We start from the raw sequence: 17,105 nt of genomic DNA, 5'->3' as shown, positions 1-17,105 counted from the left end.
CTAAAATACTTCATTGCAAGTTAATTAAAAAATAACACACAGGAAATCACCAGGGCAAATAAAAGAAAGGGATTAACAGCCGAAACGACGAAATAACGTGACATGAGGGGAAAATATATTAGTAAATATACTAAATAACCAGAAAGGTATAATTAAAAAATAACGGGCGACTGTGCGCCCGTTATTTTTAATGCAGAATGGCGTAATCAGTTGCCGCCAAACATATCTTTAATCCAGCCCGCGACGCCATCACCGCTTTGTTGCTGTTGTGGCGGCTGTTGCGACTGCTGTTGCTGTTGCTGTTGCTGCTCCATCTGCTGCTGCATCTGTTGCTGCTGCCATTGCTGCATCTGCTGCTGACAGAGCGCATTAGCATCGGTAGTCCAGACTGGCAGCGTGCGCCAGCCACTGCTGCCGCTATCGCAAACAAAATTACCGGCAGAATCAACGGTCATAGAGGCGATATCCTCTGGCGGTGTCAGCACCAGCGGCATCGGTGCCTGATTATCCAGATAGCGACGGTAGAGCTGCATCGCCCCGGAAGAACCATACAGCTTGGTCGGCTGGTTGTTATCACGGCCTACCCAGGTAATCGTTACCTCTTTGCCATCCACCCCGGCAAACCAGGTATCGACCTGGTTATTGGTGGTGCCGGTTTTACCCGCCAGGTGTGCGGCAGGATATTTCGCGCCCAGAGATCGTGCAGTACCACGTGCGGCTACCTGCTGCATGGTGTAAAGCGTCAGATAAGCAGCCTGCGCAGGCACAACGCGTTCCGCCTGCGGGAAGCTCTGGTAAAGCACGCTGCCATCTTCCGCAATGACCGAACGCACTGCGGAAAGCGGTGCACGGTTACCGCCGCTGGCGATGGACTGAAACGCCTGCGCCACCTCAATCGGCGTCAGGTTCAGCGCGCCGAGTAGCATCGCCGGAACCGGATGCAGCTGATCTTTCGGCAGCCCCAGCTTCGTCCAGGTATTGACCACGTTATCCAGCCCCAGCGTCATACCAAGATTAACCGTCGGCACGTTCATTGAGTTGGTTAACGCATCAACCAGCATCACCTTGCCGCTAAATCGTCGATCGTCGTTCTGCGGTTTCCAGATCTGACCATTCGACATTTTCAGCGCGATAGGTTCATCGGCGATCCAGGTGTTAAGACGATAGGTGTCAGGCTGCGACAGCGCCGTCAGATAGGTGGCCGGTTTCGCCAGCGAGCCGATAGAGCGCCGCGCCTGCATCGCCCGGTTGTAGCCCGCAAATTGCGGATCGGCTCCGCCTACCATAGCGCGCACTTCACCGCTGAAGCGATCGACAATGACCATCGCAGTTTCCAGATCGTGCAAACCGCGCTGTTTCTTCAGTGCCGGAATGCCCTCTTCCACCGCTTTTTCCGCCGCATCCTGCGAAACCGGATCGAGCGTGGTAAAGATTTTCACACCGGAAAGATCTTTCACCTTATCGCCCAGTTTCGCCTGCAATTCGCCACGCACCATTTGCATAAACGCGGGCTGTGGCGTAATCACACCGCCTTTCGGCTGTACGCCAAGCGGACGGGCGCTGAGCATGTCATACAGCTCCTGATCGATCACTTTTTGCTGCTGTAACAGGCGCAGCACCAGGTTGCGTCGCTCCAGCGCCAGCTTCGGATTACGCCACGGGTTATACAGTGACGCCCCCTTCACCATGCCAACCAGCAGCGCCTGCTGATCGAGGCTCAGCTCATCTACCGGACGCCCAAAGTAATACAGGCTGGCCAGCGGGAAACCACGGATCTGATCGTTACCCGCCTGACCGAGATAAACCTCGTTCAGGTAGAGCTCCAGAATGCGATCTTTGCTGTAGCGCGCATCCATAATCAGCGCCATATAGGCTTCGTTGGCCTTACGCCACAGCGAACGCTTGTTGGTCAGGAACAGGTTTTTTACCAGCTGCTGCGTCAGGGTACTGCCGCCCTGTACCGCTCGCCCGGCGGTGATGTTCGCCAGGAAGGCACGTCCGATAGAGTAGAAGCTGATGCCATCATGCTCGTAGAAATGGCGATCCTCGGTAGCAATCAGCGTATCCACCAGCAGATCGGGGAACCCGGCGCGCGGCACAAACAGCCGCTGCTCGCCATTCGGCGACTGCAACATGGTAATCAATCGCGGATCGAGGCGGAAGAAGCCAAAATCACGACCGTTATCGAGGTTTTTAATCTGGTTAAGTTCACCGTTGCTGAAAGTAAGGCGTGCGCGAATCTGCCCCTCTTTACTGTCGGGGAAATCAAACGGACGACGGATCATCTCGATGCTGTTCGCCTGCACGGTAAACTCGCCCGGACGCGTCATCCGCGTGACCTGACGATACTGTGTGCCCTCCAGCAGCGCGATCACCTCTTTCTTGTTCAGTGGCATACCTGGTTCGAGGTTAACCATCCGTCCATAAACCGCCGCTGGCAGCTGCCAGACTTTGCCATCGATACGGCTACGAATTTCTGAATCGAGCCAGACGCCATAGGCTGCCATCACCACAGCCAGCACGATAAATAATTTAATCAGCCATCCCAGCCATTTTCTTTTTTTGCTGCGCGGCGGCCGCCTTTTTCCTTTACGTGGCACCGGTCTTTCCTCCAGATCGTCATCATTCTGTTCGTCGTTGTACTCTTCCCTGCGGCGCCCCTGGCCACCGGCTTTACGCGGTGGCACCGGCTGTTTTCCTTTGCGCCCGATAGGTTCGCGATCGTTCCCAGACATTGGTTTCGTTTCTCCAGATATGGCCGGTTACTCTGTTCTTACTGCATCGATTCGGAAAGCGGAACCCTCCGAAAGCGGGCCGATGTCTCTACTGCGGCGCGGCGTATTTTTTCGTGCGGCGCGTCGGCTGCGCGCTCGCCGGATCGTCGGGCCATACATGTTTAGGGTAGCGCCCTTTCATCTCTTTCTGTACCTGCGGATAGGCACCCTGCCAGAAGGCAGCCAGATCGCGGGTAATTTGCAGCGGGCGCTGCGCGGGTGATAACAGCTCCAGCACCAGCGGTACGCGCCCTTCAGCAATCGCTGGATTTTGCGCTTCACCAAACATTTCTTGCAGGCGCACCGCCAGCGCAGGCGGCTTTTCGCTGTCGTAGCGAATCGGCAGACGGCTGCCGGTGGGCACAGTGTAATGAGTTGGTAACGCACTATCCAGCCGCTGACGCTGTGACCATGTGAGCAAATGTAATAGCGCACCAACAAGGTTAATCTGGCGCAGCCCCTTGATATCACGCACGCCGTTCATCTCCGGCAGCAGCCAGCGCTCAAGCATGGCAAGCAGCGTCTCATCATCCATTTTCGGCCAGCTTTCTTCCGGTATCCACTGCGCCGCACAATCTAATCGCAGCCGTAGCTGCTGGGCCTCTGGCGTCCAGTTAAGTACCGACAGACCTTTTTCGCGGATCCAGCGCAGCATCGCCGGGTGCAGCACCTCCGCGTCCGGCTTCGCCAGCGGTACGGATTTCAGTGCCAGTACGCCGATTTTATCGCGCTGCCAGGCGCGCAGCGTGCCCTTGTCCTCATCCCATTCAATATCGGTTTCGCTACGCACCAGACCGGGACAGTCGCGTTGAAGCGCAGCAATATCAACCGGCAGCGCCAGCAGAATACGCGCCTCCGCCTGCGCATCGCTCTGCAGGAGCTGCGGTGCGATCAGCCACTCGTGACGGGTTAAAGCATCATCATGATCGAGCATCGCGCCCGGCCCGCCTGCCAGCTGATAGCGCCCGCTGTCACCGCGTCGACGCGCCAGACGATCGGGAAACGCCTGCGCCAGCAGCGCGGGTGCCAGCGTAATATCCAGCTCGCCGCCTGTGGCGTTCAACCTGCGCAGTAGCTGCCGCGCACGCTGTTGCCAGCCGTGATGGGAGATAAACAGATGATCGCTGAGATTACGGCTGCCCTGACGCGGTGGCTCTTCCAGCATCGCAACCAGGCGTGCCGCGGTAGCCTGCGCATCACGATGTTGCGCCGCGGTCAGCAATGCCGCCAGGCGTGGTTCGCTGCCCAGTTTCGCCATCGCTCGCCCCTGCGCCGTGAGCTGTCCTGATTCGTTAACCGCGCCGAGCTGCAACAGAAGCTTCTGCGCCGCCAGTAGCGCAGGCGCAGGCGGCTCGTCGATCCAGCGTAGCTGCCCGACGTCATGGCATCCCCACTGCAACAGATCGAGCCAGAGCGCGCTGAGATCGCTCTGTAAAATATCCGGCTCGCCCTGCGCGGCGGCGCGTTCCGCCTGCTCGCGGCTGATTAAATGCAGACAGATACCCGGCGATAAACGCCCGGCGCGTCCGGCACGCTGTGTCATGGAAGCCTGGCTGATACGCTGGGTTTGCAGACGCGTAATGCCGCTGCGCGCATCGAAACGCGCCGTGCGCTCCAGCGCGCTATCGACCACCAGCCGAATGCCGTCAATGGTTAAACTGGTTTCGGCAATATTGGTCGCCAGCACTACCTTACGCTTACCGGCGGGCGCGGGGAGAATTGCCCGCCGCTGCGCCGCCAGCGGCAGCCCGCCATACAGCGGGCAAAGTTCCGTATCCTTATCCACCCGCGACGTTAGCTGATGTTTAACCCGTTCGATTTCTCCCACGCCGGGCAGGAACAGCAACAGCGAGCCAGGCTCCGCACGCAGCAGCTGGGTAACCTCGCGCGCCACCGCCTCATCAAACGGTAGCTGAGGCGCGAGGCTGGCGTAGCGGCGCTCTACCGGAAAGCTGCGCCCTTCAGACACAATCAACGGCGCGTCAGGCAGACGGGCACGGAGGCGCGCGTTGTCCAGCGTCGCGGACATAATCAACAGGCGTAAATCGTCACGTAAGCCCTGCTGCACATCCAGCAGCAGCGCCAGCGCAAGGTCGGCCTGTAAGCTGCGTTCATGGAATTCATCGAGGATCACCAGCGACACGCCCTCCAGCATGGGATCCTGCTGCAACATGCGCGTCAGAATGCCTTCGGTCACCACCTCCAGCCGGGTATGCGGACCGGTACGGCTTTCAGCACGCATCCGGTAGCCGACGGTAGCGCCGGGCTCTTCACCGAGCTGTTCCGCCAGGCGCTGCGCCACGTTACGCGCCGCGAGACGACGCGGTTCCAGCATAATAATGCGCCCGTCAAAGCCGCCCTGTTGCAGCAGTTGTAGCGGCAGCCAGGTAGATTTCCCTGCGCCCGTCGGGGCCGCCAGCAGCACCTGCGGTGCCTGTTGTAGCGCGGCCAGCACCTCGGGCAGCACGGCGCTTACCGGTAACTCACTCAAACGAAACTCCGTCCAGCATTGGTCTTATGATGGTGCGCATTGTAGCATTCCTCTGTATTGTTTACCGGAGAGTGTTATGAGCGCACGTCGTCTCTTTTTTGGCATCGGATTACCTGAGCCTTTACAACAGCAGCTGGTGCGCTGGCGCGCGGAACAGTTCCCTGAAGAGGCGGGCCGCCCTGTTGCTGCCGCTAATCTGCATATTACGCTGGCTTTCCTTGGTGATGTCAGCGACGAGAAGGCGCAGGGGCTACAGCAACTGGCGGGACGCATCCAGCAACGCGCCTTTAACCTCGATCTGGATGATGCGGGACACTGGCCGCGCCCCGGCGTGGTGTGGCTCGGCTGTCGGCAGGCGCCGCGTGGCCTGCTACAGTTGGCGGAGATGCTGCGGGCGCAGGCCGCACGCAGCGGCTGCCATCAAAGCCCCCAGCCGTTTCATCCCCATATCACGCTGCTGCGCAACGCAACTCGCCCGATTGCCCTGCCGCCGCGCAACTTTCACTGGCAGTTCCGCGTCACCCATTTTTCCCTTTACCAGTCGCTTTTCAGTCAGGGACGCACCCGCTATCGTTGCCTGCAAAGCTGGCCGTTGTCGGAGATCCCATGATTTTTCAACCCGCGCTACGTCCAGCGCGTCTGATTCAGCGCTATAAACGTTTTCTTGCCGATGTGATCACACCCGAAGGCGAAAACTTAACGCTACACTGCGCTAACACTGGTGCGATGACCGGCTGCGCCACGCCCGGCGATACCGTCTGGTTTTCTACCTCGGCAAGCCAAACGCGGAAATATCCTCACAGCTGGGAACTGACCGAGACGCAGCAGGGTCATACGATCTGCGTTAATACTTTGCGAGCGAATCAACTGGTACGCGAGGCGCTGACAGAAGATCGTATTGCAGAATTATCTGGTTACAACCATTTACGTGCCGAGGTGAAATACGGCACGGAACATAGCCGTATCGATTTCCTGCTTCAGGCACATAACAAACCGGAGTGCTATATTGAAGTGAAATCCGTGACGCTGTTGCAGCAGGATAAGGGATATTTCCCGGATGCGGTGACCGTGCGAGGCCAAAAACACCTGCGTGAACTGGCCTCAATCGCCCAACAGGGCAAACGTGCGGTTATGTTATTTACTGTTCTGCACTCGGGGATTGAGGACGTTTCCCCCGCGCGTCACATTGATGCGTGCTATGCAGAACAACTGGCACAGGCGCAACAGAGCGGAGTGGAGATACTTTGCTACAGGGCTGAAGTATCTCCGACAGGCATGTGGCTGAATCAGCGGCTAAAAGTGGCGCTGTAATATTTAATGTGGCTTGCGTGCTATAAAAAGTCGCGCCGCGCTAAATACGCTGTTCCTCACAGGCTTGTCAAGGCGTGTTCAGGAATAATTGCCAACCTTAACCGCTTCTGTTATTTATAGCGGCCTGTTTTTTTCCCCACTGGGGATCGATAGTGCGTGTTATCCAGGAGAAACAACATGCAAGAAGGGCAAAACCGTAAAACATCGTCCCTGAGTATTCTCGCCATCGCTGGGGTGGAGCCGTACCAGGAGAAACCGGGCGAAGAGTATATGAACGAAGCCCAGCTGGCGCACTTCAGGAAGATACTTGAAGCGTGGCGCAATCAACTCAGGGATGAAGTCGATCGTACGGTATCACACATGCAGGACGAAGCTGCTAACTTTCCCGATCCGGTCGATCGCGCCGCTCAGGAAGAAGAGTTCAGCCTCGAACTGCGCAACCGCGACCGCGAACGTAAACTGATCAAAAAGATCGAAAAAACATTGAAAAAAGTGGAGGATGACGATTTCGGCTACTGTGAATCCTGTGGCGTTGAAATCGGTATTCGCCGTCTTGAAGCGCGTCCTACCGCCGATCTTTGTATCGACTGTAAAACGCTGGCAGAAATCCGCGAAAAACAGATGGCCGGTTAACGGCACGTGTATCATGCAGCGTGGGCGGGAGTGCTATCTCTTCCACGCTGCAGTTACGTAAATATCGTAATGTCTACTCCCTGTACAGGTCGCTTTGCTCCCTCTCCTTCCGGTGAACTACATTTTGGCTCGCTGATTGCCGCGCTTGGCAGCTATTTGCACGCCCGCGCTCAGGGCGGTCGCTGGCTGGTACGCATTGAGGATATCGATCCGCCGCGCGAAGTCCCTGGTGCCGCCTCAACCATTCTGCGCCAGCTGGAACATTACGGCCTGCACTGGGATGGCGAGGTGCTCTGGCAATCGCAGCGTCACGACGCTTACCGCGAGGCGCTGGAGTGGCTGCGTCAGCATCGTCAAAGCTATTACTGCACCTGCACGCGCAGCCGGATTCAGCAGATCGGCGGCATTTATGACGGTCACTGCCGCGATCGGCACCTCGGCCCGCAGCAGGCCGCGCTGCGCCTGCGTCAGCATCAGCCGGTTTATCAGTTTCACGATCTGCTGCGCGGCGAGGTGCGGGTTGATGCTGCGCTGGCGGAAGAAGATTTCATTATTCATCGCCGCGATGGACTGTTCGCCTATAACCTGGCGGTAGTCGTGGACGATCATTTCCAGGGCGTCACGGAGATCGTGCGCGGTGCCGATTTAATTGCACCAACGGTACGGCAAATCGCCCTGTGGCGACAGCTTGGCTGGCAGGAACCTGCTTATCTGCATCTGCCGCTGGCGCTTAACCATGACGGCAATAAGCTGTCAAAACAGAATCATGCCCCGACGTTGCCCTCCGGCGATCCGCGTCCGGTGCTGGTTAATGCGCTGCGTTTCCTGGGGCAGGATGTCCCACAGGCGTGGCAGGATATCACTACAGCGCAGCTGCTTACGCAGGCCGTTGCCGGATGGAATTTAGCGAAAATGTCGCGCAATAACGCATTGCCCGCCGCTGAAGCCACAACACCATTCTCAAATGGTGCGCAACAGGCTATCATTAGCCGCTGATTTTACCACCGAATTTTCGTCATTATCGAGGTGTCCTATTTTTACCCGAGTAGCTAATTTTTGCCGTAAGGTCCTGAATCGTGAAGACGCGACGCCGGCAGAGGTTGAGGAAGACGAACCGCAGATGACCGTCGTCCCTCGTGAAAGTCACAACATCTCGCGCAAAGACATTAGTGAAAACGCCCTGAAAGTGCTTTATCGCCTGAACAAAGCGGGTTATGAAGCCTATCTGGTTGGCGGCGGTGTTCGTGACCTACTGCTGGGTAAAGCGCCGAAAGATTTTGATGTGACCACCAACGCCACGCCGGAGCAGATGCGCAAGCTGTTTCGCAACTGCCGCCTGGTAGGTCGCCGTTTCCGCCTCGCTCACGTTATGTTTGGCCCGGAAGTCATTGAAGTAGCAACCTTCCGTGGACATCATCAGGCCGAGGAAGATGGTAACGGTCAGCGCGGTCAGAACGGTATGCTGCTGCGCGATAACATTTTCGGTTCAATCGAAGATGATGCCCAGCGCCGCGATCTCACCATCAACAGCCTTTACTACAGCGTGGCTGATTTTACCGTGCGCGACTATGTGGGTGGTCTACAGGATTTGCAGCGCGGCATTATTCGCCTGATTGGCGATCCGGAAACGCGCTACCGTGAGGATCCGGTCAGGATGCTGCGCGTGGTGCGCTTTGCAGCCAAGCTGGAAATGACCATTGCGGAAACGACCGCCGAGCCGATTCCGCGCCTCGCCACGCTGCTGAACGATATCCCGCCAGCGCGCCTGTTTGAAGAGGCGTTAAAGCTGTTACAGGCGGGCTACGGCTACCGTACCTATCAGCTGCTGCGTGAATATCAGCTGTTCCAGCCGCTGTTTCCGGTTATCAGCCGTGGCTTTACCGAGCGCGGCGACAGCCTGATGGAGCGTATGCTTGAGCAGGTGCTGAAAAATACCGATACGCGTCTGCAAAACCAGATGCGAGTTAACCCGGCCTTCCTGTTTGCCGCCATGTTCTGGTATCCGCAGCTGGAAACCGCGCAGCGCATTGCTCAGGAAAGCGGGCTGGTTTACTACGATGCCTTTGCGCTGGCAATGAATGACGTGCTGGATGAAGCCTGCCGCTCGCTGGCGATTCCGAAACGTATCACGACGCTGGTACGCGATATCTGGCAGCTACAGCTGCGTATGTCTCGTCGTCACGGCAAGCGGGCGCTGAAGTTAATGGAGCATCCTAAATTCCGCGCCGCCTACGATCTGCTGGCGCTGCGTGCAGAGGTGGAGAATAACCCGGAGCTTCAGCGTCTGGCGCACTGGTGGGGCGAGTTCCAGGCCGCCGCGCCGCCGCAGCAGAATCATATGTTAAGAACGCTCGGTGACGATCCGGCCCCGCGCCGCCGTCAGCGTCGTCCGCGCAAGCGCCCTGCCGCACCGCGCCGTGAGAACAACAGCAACGCATGAACGGGCTGACTGACGTCCGAAGTGGGCAAGGCATGAGCCGGGTTTACCTTGCGTTAGGCAGTAACCTGGCCGATCCGCTGTATCAGGTGCGTAACGCGCTTGATGCGCTCGCCGCCATTCCGCAAACGCGGCGGGCGGCGGTTTCCTCTTTTTACCGCACGCCGCCTTACGGCCCGCCCGATCAGCCAGATTATCTGAACGCCGCCGTGGCGCTGGATACCCAACTGTCACCGGAGGCGCTGCTCGATCATACCCAGCGTATCGAACTGGAACAGGGGCGCGTGCGTAAAGCAGAGCGCTGGGGGCCGCGCACGCTCGATCTCGATATTATGCTGTTTGGCGATCGCGTGCTGAACACGTCGCGCCTGACGGTGCCCCACTACGATATGCTCAACCGCGCTTTTATGTTGATACCGCTGCTGGAAATCGCGCCGCTGGCACGTCTGCCTGACGGACGTGCGCTGGCCGATATCGTCCACCAGCTTGACTGTAGCGCCATTCATCCCTGGTAACGCTCACGCCGCTTTTCGGCGGCGCATTCGCGCTTGCGATAAGAGATTTCCTCTCCTCTTGCGATCCATTACACTGCGCCCACCAGAACGTAGATACAGAGGTTGTCATGAAACCCACAACTCTTTCTCACCTGCGCCAGTGGAAACAAACAGGCAAAAAATTTGCCTCCATCACCGCCTATGATTTCAGCTTTGCCAGGCTGTTTGCCGATGAAGGTATTCAGGTGATGCTGGTAGGCGATTCGCTGGGTATGACAGTCCAGGGGCACGACTCCACGCTGCCGGTAACGGTGGAAGATATCGCTTATCACACTGCGGCGGTACGCCGTGGCGCACCGCACTGTTTGCTGCTGGCCGACCTGCCGTTTATGAGCTATGCCACACCGCAGCAAACCTGCGAAAACGCGGGCCGCCTGATGCGTGCCGGTGCCAATATGGTAAAGCTGGAAGGCGGCGCATGGTTGACGGAAAGTGTCCAGATGCTGACGGAGCGCGCGGTGCCGGTATGTGGGCATCTTGGCCTGACGCCGCAGTCGGTTAATATTTTCGGCGGGTATAAAGTCCAGGGACGCAGCGAAGAGGCGGCGGAACGCCTGTTGACGGACGCGCTGGCGCTGGAAGCGGCGGGCGCGCAGCTGATGGTTCTGGAGTGCGTGCCGGTAGCACTGGCGCAGCGCGTCACTGAAGCGCTGGATATTCCGGTGATCGGCATCGGCGCGGGCAACGTGACCGACGGACAGATTCTGGTAATGCATGACGCCTTTGGCATTACCGGCGGACATATTCCCAAATTCGCTAAAAACTTCCTTGCCGAAGCGGGCGACATCCGCGCTGCGGTGCGCCAGTATGTGCAGGAAGTGGAAAACGCCAGCTATCCCGCGGCGGAACACAGTTTTCAATGAACAGGAGAAAATCCGTGTTGATTATCGAAACGTTGCCGATGCTGCGCCGCGAAATACGTCGCTGGCGTCAGGAAGGTAAACGCATCGCGCTGGTGCCGACCATGGGCAACCTGCATGAAGGCCATATGACCCTGGTAGATGAAGCGCGCGAGCGCGCCGATATCGTCGTCGTCAGCATTTTTGTCAATCCGATGCAGTTCGATCGCGCTGACGATCTGGCGCGTTATCCGCGCACGCTACAGGAGGATTGCGAAAAGCTTAACCGGCGCGGCGTCGATCTGGTTTTTGCCCCCGCTCCCGCCGATGTTTATCCCAAAGGGCTTGACAGTCAGACCTTTGTTGAAGTGCCAGGTCTCTCCAGCCTGCTGGAAGGTGCCAGCCGTCCCGGTCATTTTCGCGGCGTCGCTACCATCGTCAGCAAGCTGTTTAACCTGGTACAGCCCGATCTCGCCTGCTTTGGCGAAAAGGATTATCAGCAGCTGGCGCTGATCCGCAAAATGGTGGCGGATATGGGCTACGATATCAATATTGTCGGCGTGCCGACGGTACGAGCAAAGGATGGCCTGGCGCTCAGTTCGCGTAACGGTTATCTCACCGCCGATGAGCGCAAGCTGGCTCCGACGTTAAGTCAGGTGATGCGCGAAATGGCGCAAAAGCTGGCTAACGGCGAGCGCCATGTGGAAGAGATTATCGAAAGCGCTGAACAGGCGCTGCTCGATAAGGGGTTACGTCCTGACGGTCTGGCGATTTGTGATGCGGAGACGCTGCTGCCGCTTAACGTGGAGAGCAAGCGTGCCGTTATCCTGATGGCGGCCTGGCTGGGCAAAGCCCGCCTGATCGATAATCAGACGGTTGATTTAACCCAGTAACAAGCAATGGCGATGGTGATACCGTCGCCTATTTTCGGTTCGTTGCAGAACAAGGTAACAGAAATATGGTACGCACCATGCTACAAGGCAAGCTGCACCGGGTGAAGGTTACTCAGGCTGACTTGCACTACGAAGGTTCCTGCGCCATCGATCAGGACTTTCTCGACGCCTCCGGCATTCTTCAGTACGAGGCGATTGATATCTATAACGTTACTAATGGTCAGCGCTTTTCTACCTACGCTATCGCGGCGGAGCGCGGATCAAAAATTATTTCCGTTAACGGCGCTGCGGCCCGCTGCGCCTGCGAAGGCGATATTTTGATTATCTGCTCTTACGTAAAAATGCCTGACGAAGAGGCGCGTCAGTGGCAGCCAAAAGTCGCCTATTTTGAGGGCGACAACGAAATGAAACGTCTGGCGAAAGCCGTACCGGTTCAGGTTGCCTGATAAAAGAGCCAGCTAGTGCTGGCTCTTTATTATATTAATCTTCCATAAAAGGCATATTATTAAGAGATATTAAATAAGGGAAGGCCATCCGACCATAAGTCCAAATATCCCGACACTCATGATCGGCAAGACCGACATGTTCGGGATAATCAAATCATCAAGCGACGGCATTTCTCCAGGAGGCGTTGTATCCAGCTCGATTTCATTAGAAGAATTATTATCTGAAACGAAAATACCACCTGATACCAGCTTCAGTTCCTTGTCGTTCAAAATTTTCATTATTAACTCCACACGACTAGACAGTCTAATTAGTTGCTTTACCAATATATATTTCAACCAACACATATTTATTATGTCGGAATGGTTAGCTATTCAGTTAATACTGAACAACGAGAGTATAAACGTCGCTTACAGGCAAAAAAAGTAACTACTATTTAATAATAAAATACTAATTAAAAGCATCAAAAAAAATATTTTCCCATGGCTTAAATAGTACAATGCGTTGCCATTTTCCGGCATCAGGATTAATTGTTTTTTTAGAAAATTTTCATAAACGATTATTTTGAAAAAAGAGATTTAAACTCTATATACAGCCCAAAAAACGGCGGCACCCCAACAGCAAAATCCAGATCAACTATATAATTCAGCCCATCGGTAATATAAAAATCTGGATCCAATGCTATAACGGCCTGATTGAAGATGCTGTTTAGAGCAGAAGAACCGCCGGATGCCAGCAACTGCTCTTATCATTAATTAAATATATAGCATCAACCTTAAAAATTTAATCCCCTCCTGAAGCGGAGGTTAACATGCAGGAAACAATAATCCCACAACAATTCAAGACATGATTAACATTAAAATAATCACTATCGTAAAACAGCGATTTTCCTGCGATCGGTCTGCTGCGCCTGCTGTGAAAAAAAAGCCCTGTTTTCTGCTCTCTGGTGCGACAGGCCCGACGCCATGTTCGCTGCGTTGTACAAACACCACAGCGAACATGGCGCCGTAAAGTACGCCGTTGCGAATAAAGCATCACAATAAAAAAACAGCACGGCTGGTGGGCAAGGTGAAATACTGGCTGAACAGTAACGGCAACAGACCAAAGGGGAAAAGAGGGATTAACCATACAAATATCTGGCAACGCAATGGTTGCCAGATAAGAATATATCAAATTTTTATTAACGCACAATAACGGATAATAATTTTACAAAGTAAATTTTGCAGAATTTAATCAAGACGTTAAATTAGACTTACTGCTATACAGGCATGATTACAGAAGGAAAATCCGGGAAGACGAAAATTGGCGGTACAGGCCTACAGCATGGAGGATATGGAAGTATAGCAATTGGCGGTACAGCATTATTGCATGGCGGCCAGGTGAATCCCGGATCAATGTCAGTAACCATTGAAGAATCATCATTGATTATTCCTGGCAGTGTTGTAACAGTATCCCTGCCAAAACTCACATCCCAGATTCCGCCAGATACCAGTTGTTTATGTATATCGTTAATTTCGTACATAATATCATCCTTAAATTATTACGATTTCTCCTGATTCGGAGTCCTGTAAGCAAGCAATAACTCGCCTGCCGCCATTAAAATATATAATTAATTTTAAACTTATCCCTATAGTAAAAATACGAATTTACGGCACTGATATCTTGCCAATTATATTTTCCTCCAGCGCCGCAGGTAATAAAAATACATTCAGTAACTGTCTCTGGGGCTCAGCACACAATAAGCGTCAGCGGCAAGCACAGAAAATAAAGCAGACTTCCTTGTTCCAGCTGATAAAAAAGTAAAGCTGCATATTAAAGAATGCGTTGACTATAAAAACCCGGCCCACCACACGGCATAGGGTAATATATACAGCCATAACATTTCTCCACTTCTGTCTGTAGCCATTCACTAAACGTAATACATGAGGCTATTTTCTGAAAATTACCAAATATATTTCCAACTACAAAAATTAAATCTGAACCGTTCATGTGTGTAGGGTGCTTGCCTTCGTTCCAAAAATAAAATCGTCATTTCCAGAACATACTAATCCTGAAACTTATTTTTACTTAAATAACAAGACATAAACCGCTGTTAATTTATCCTGTTTGTTAATTTTAAAAATTTCATAATAACCGTGAAATTCTTGTCTATTGCCAGCCCTGGCTGTGAACCTGACGTCCTTCACGAAATATCGCTTTTATCCATCAAATGTCGGTATCTTCGACAAGAATTTTATGCGCTTAACGGTTTTATTTTTATGCAAAGAACATCCAGGCGTAATAAGCACGTCCGATAGATTAGCCCTGACGGACCAGGCTTAACTGATATCACGTGCCTTCAACATTTATCAGAAAAAAACACCTGAACCTTCTGGGAATTATAAGAATAACTGAACATTTATTCAGTATTAAAATTTCTATATTCATGTTATTAAATTATTTTATATCAAACATTAACAATGACCTATTTATTTGCCAGGTAATTAATTTCTTTAAAGTTAATAGCCGAAATAAACACACAGGATAGCTCTTTCCGGATATCGGTTATGTCGGTTACTCCCGACGTACCAACTTCATTAATGCTCAAATGACAAAACCGATGCGTTATTTTTAACTCAAATCATGTAGTGCTTTATCGTTAGCAGGCGATAGCGCTATTTCGCTAAAGTTAACCTCAAGTCCGGCCCGCTGCGGCGTACAGCACATCACACCAATCCGACAGCTTTCCGCGCTGGCGATATGGCACAGGCGCAGCAGCGGCCAAAGCTGACCATCAGCGGAATATTGCAGGCGCAGCGCATTACCACGTCGCGTCAGGCGCATCCAGAAATCACGTGCGTTGCCGTTAAACGGCCCGGTAGCCCAGTCTGAAGTCTCCTGCGTCAATACGCTGCCGATAGCAGGCTGACCATCGTTATATTCAATTCCGGCTTTTAGCCAGTGCCGCTCATCGATCATTAGCATAATGCCCGCCTGATCGTAGAGGGTATGAAAATTGGCGCGAATCCGTGCCTGAAAGGTAAAGTCTTCATGGACTTCGCAGGCGTAAAAGTGCCCGCTAAAGCGCGTAAAACCATACCAGGTTTCCCGCCAGAAATCGGTATTTTTATCTGTGATAACCGTTAGCTGCTGCTTTTCTTCACGCCAGACGGCAGGCTCGTTAATCCAGTCAAACTGTGGCATCGCAAACCTCGACAATAATGTTCGATCGGCACGCCCTGCCCGTCCAGCGCAGCGCTGTAACGCTTTGCGAGAAAAGGTGCAAAGGATGCCGGTAGTGGTGCTTTGAAAGGGAGATAGTGAGAGTGTAGACAGCGTATAAAGATTTGCCGCTAAAATCATCCGGCAACAGCTGCTGCCGGATGATGGCTTTTTAACTTATGATTCCTGAGCTGGCGGGAACAGCGAAGAAATCAGGTTACCGATGCTTTCCAGAAATGCACCAAAGATCATACCCGGAAGCGCCAGAATAGGGAAAAACCCTATAATATAGCTTCCGCCCCAGGCCACGGTGACATCCACGCCGCCAAAGGAACCTTCATAGCTACCGGAAAAATCGTTTGAATCCCATTTTATCCAGTCACTCCAGTTCCCTGCGCCCGATACATGGGCCAGTTGTGCTTCAGTAAGTACACGCATAGTATTGACCTTATATTCAGGTTAATTAATTTATATCAGAAATGACAAAGCAGGAGATATCCTTTCCCCTGCGGACTGGAAAATATAAAAAGCCGCTTATTCAGGCCATCGTAAAAATCCTAATAACAGAATACTGTAATACAAATAGTCTTTATCATCGGTGAGATAAACACTACAGATTAATTATTTATTTCCTGTGAGCTTTAATTACTTCACTGAAATGACAACTCAATAATTAACCGTAGCATGGAATGATTAAAGCTTTCGCTTAAAGCGGGATTTATTGAATCACCTACAACCTCCGCTAACTGCTTTTATCGTAATTAAAAATTATTGCAAGCCGGAGGAGCGGTGATTGATTAGATTTTATGAATAAGAAATTTAATTGATATATCGGAAAGCGGTAATCAGGGGCAGAGATTGAAACAAAAATTAACTGACAGTTAATATATTATGCCAATAACGGAAAGTAATTAAATTAACATAGCGGTTAGTGAAAGCAGCCCGGCAAAATGATACTACCGGGCCTGTCACCTCGATTAAGGCTGCGGTTTTACTACCGGCGGCGGAAACAGGGCAGAGAAAATATTTTCCACGTAGTTCCAGAAAGTGTCCCGGATGCCGTTAAAGAAATTCAATACCGGCTGAACGGTATAATCCCAAATAGTACCCAGCAGACCCCGGTTAGCGGCGACTTCAGCAAAAGTGGCAGGTTGTTGACCACCTGATACCTGTGCCTGCTGCTCTTCGTTAAGCACAAACATAATTAAAACCTTTTGGTGAGATAAAAGATAACGTCAAGCGTTTAAATATAGCAGGGTAAACAAGGCGCATTTTCCTGCAATTAAAAGCATACTGGCTTAAGATATTCAGACCATAGCAAAACTTCTAATGTTATTTTGACCACCGGTTTAAGATAACAGCTAAAAGATTAAAGCCGGGAAGATGACAACTTGAAACCAAGATAAATAAAATCGCTTACAAGACAAATCTTAGCGTCATTTCTATTTTAATAATTATTAACGACACTACCCTGACCAGGGAATTTTATTTCCGCAAAAAAAACGGCGCTTTAACGACGCCGTTCGCG

At 52.9% G+C, this 17,105-nt stretch carries 15 protein-coding genes; 9 read left to right on the top strand and 6 right to left on the bottom strand.

Annotated elements, in window-relative coordinates:
• Positions 1 to 206: 206 nt before the first annotated feature.
• Both mrcB and hrpB read right to left on the bottom strand, forming a co-directional pair.
• Positions 207 to 2,735 (bottom strand): bifunctional glycosyl transferase/transpeptidase, encoded by a 2,529-nt coding sequence (gene mrcB / locus C7M51_RS00550; RefSeq protein ID WP_160619677.1) that lies wholly within the window; start codon positions 2,733 to 2,735, stop codon positions 207 to 209.
• A gap of 88 nt (positions 2,736 to 2,823) precedes the next feature.
• A complete protein-coding gene (gene hrpB, locus C7M51_RS00545; protein ID WP_160619676.1) occupies positions 2,824 to 5,265 on the bottom strand; it encodes an ATP-dependent helicase HrpB in 2,442 nt (813 codons plus the stop codon).
• Between the two features lie 76 nt (positions 5,266 to 5,341).
• On the opposite strand from hrpB, the gene thpR reads away from it, so the two are divergent.
• The 9 genes from thpR to panD all read left to right on the top strand — a co-directional run bounded on the left by thpR (position 5,342) and on the right by panD (position 12,378).
• Positions 5,342 to 5,875 (top strand): RNA 2',3'-cyclic phosphodiesterase, encoded by a 534-nt coding sequence (thpR, locus tag C7M51_RS00540; protein ID WP_160619675.1) that lies wholly within the window; start codon positions 5,342 to 5,344, stop codon positions 5,873 to 5,875.
• Entirely contained in the window at positions 5,872 to 6,576 is a 705-nt protein-coding gene (gene sfsA, locus C7M51_RS00535; RefSeq protein ID WP_160619674.1) for a DNA/RNA nuclease SfsA, read from the top strand. The genes thpR and sfsA overlap by 4 nt, the downstream gene beginning before the upstream one ends.
• 177 nt (positions 6,577 to 6,753) lie before the next feature.
• The gene (gene dksA, locus C7M51_RS00530) at positions 6,754 to 7,209 is read left to right on the top strand and encodes an RNA polymerase-binding protein DksA (protein WP_038628110.1); all 456 of its coding nucleotides are present in this window, start codon (positions 6,754 to 6,756) and stop codon (positions 7,207 to 7,209) included.
• 69 nt (positions 7,210 to 7,278) lie between these two features.
• Positions 7,279 to 8,205: a tRNA glutamyl-Q(34) synthetase GluQRS gene (gene gluQRS, locus C7M51_RS00525; protein WP_160619673.1), complete on the top strand. Its 927-nt coding sequence runs from the start codon at positions 7,279 to 7,281 to the stop codon at positions 8,203 to 8,205.
• A gap of 37 nt (positions 8,206 to 8,242) precedes the next feature.
• Positions 8,243 to 9,649, top strand: coding sequence for a polynucleotide adenylyltransferase PcnB (pcnB, locus tag C7M51_RS00520; RefSeq protein WP_208852132.1), 1,407 nt, complete (start codon positions 8,243 to 8,245; stop codon positions 9,647 to 9,649).
• A 32-nt stretch (positions 9,650 to 9,681) separates the two neighbouring features.
• The gene (gene folK, locus C7M51_RS00515) at positions 9,682 to 10,161 is read left to right on the top strand and encodes a 2-amino-4-hydroxy-6-hydroxymethyldihydropteridine diphosphokinase (protein WP_160619671.1); all 480 of its coding nucleotides are present in this window, start codon (positions 9,682 to 9,684) and stop codon (positions 10,159 to 10,161) included.
• A 107-nt stretch (positions 10,162 to 10,268) separates the two neighbouring features.
• On the top strand, positions 10,269 to 11,063 hold the full coding sequence (gene panB / locus C7M51_RS00510; protein ID WP_160619670.1) for a 3-methyl-2-oxobutanoate hydroxymethyltransferase: 795 nt from the start codon (positions 10,269 to 10,271) through the stop codon (positions 11,061 to 11,063).
• 14 nt (positions 11,064 to 11,077) lie between these two features.
• Positions 11,078 to 11,932: a pantoate--beta-alanine ligase gene (gene panC, locus C7M51_RS00505; RefSeq protein WP_160619669.1), complete on the top strand. Its 855-nt coding sequence runs from the start codon at positions 11,078 to 11,080 to the stop codon at positions 11,930 to 11,932.
• Between the two features lie 65 nt (positions 11,933 to 11,997).
• Positions 11,998 to 12,378 (top strand): aspartate 1-decarboxylase, encoded by a 381-nt coding sequence (panD, locus tag C7M51_RS00500; RefSeq protein ID WP_160619668.1) that lies wholly within the window; start codon positions 11,998 to 12,000, stop codon positions 12,376 to 12,378.
• 69 nt (positions 12,379 to 12,447) lie between these two features.
• Here the strand turns inward: panD and C7M51_RS00495 are convergent, their stop codons facing one another.
• The 4 genes from C7M51_RS00495 to C7M51_RS00480 all read right to left on the bottom strand — a co-directional run bounded on the left by C7M51_RS00495 (position 12,448) and on the right by C7M51_RS00480 (position 16,779).
• Complete coding sequence (locus C7M51_RS00495) at positions 12,448 to 12,657, bottom strand: bacteriocin (protein ID WP_160619667.1); 210 nt, start codon at positions 12,655 to 12,657, stop codon at positions 12,448 to 12,450.
• A 2,329-nt stretch (positions 12,658 to 14,986) separates the two neighbouring features.
• The gene (locus C7M51_RS00490; RefSeq protein WP_160619666.1) at positions 14,987 to 15,559 is read right to left on the bottom strand and encodes a DUF1349 domain-containing protein; all 573 of its coding nucleotides are present in this window, start codon (positions 15,557 to 15,559) and stop codon (positions 14,987 to 14,989) included.
• Between the two features lie 195 nt (positions 15,560 to 15,754).
• On the bottom strand, positions 15,755 to 16,015 hold the full coding sequence (locus C7M51_RS00485; RefSeq protein ID WP_160619665.1) for a hypothetical protein: 261 nt from the start codon (positions 16,013 to 16,015) through the stop codon (positions 15,755 to 15,757).
• Positions 16,016 to 16,554: 539 nt separating this feature from the next.
• A complete protein-coding gene (locus C7M51_RS00480; RefSeq protein ID WP_160619664.1) occupies positions 16,555 to 16,779 on the bottom strand; it encodes a hypothetical protein in 225 nt (74 codons plus the stop codon).
• Between the last annotated feature and the right edge of the window lie 326 nt (positions 16,780 to 17,105).

Origin of the sequence: Mixta intestinalis, from assembly GCF_009914055.1 — a bacterium.
GTDB classification, from domain to species: domain Bacteria; phylum Pseudomonadota; class Gammaproteobacteria; order Enterobacterales; family Enterobacteriaceae; genus Mixta; species Mixta intestinalis.
This window is presented reverse-complemented; position numbering and strand designations above follow the sequence as displayed.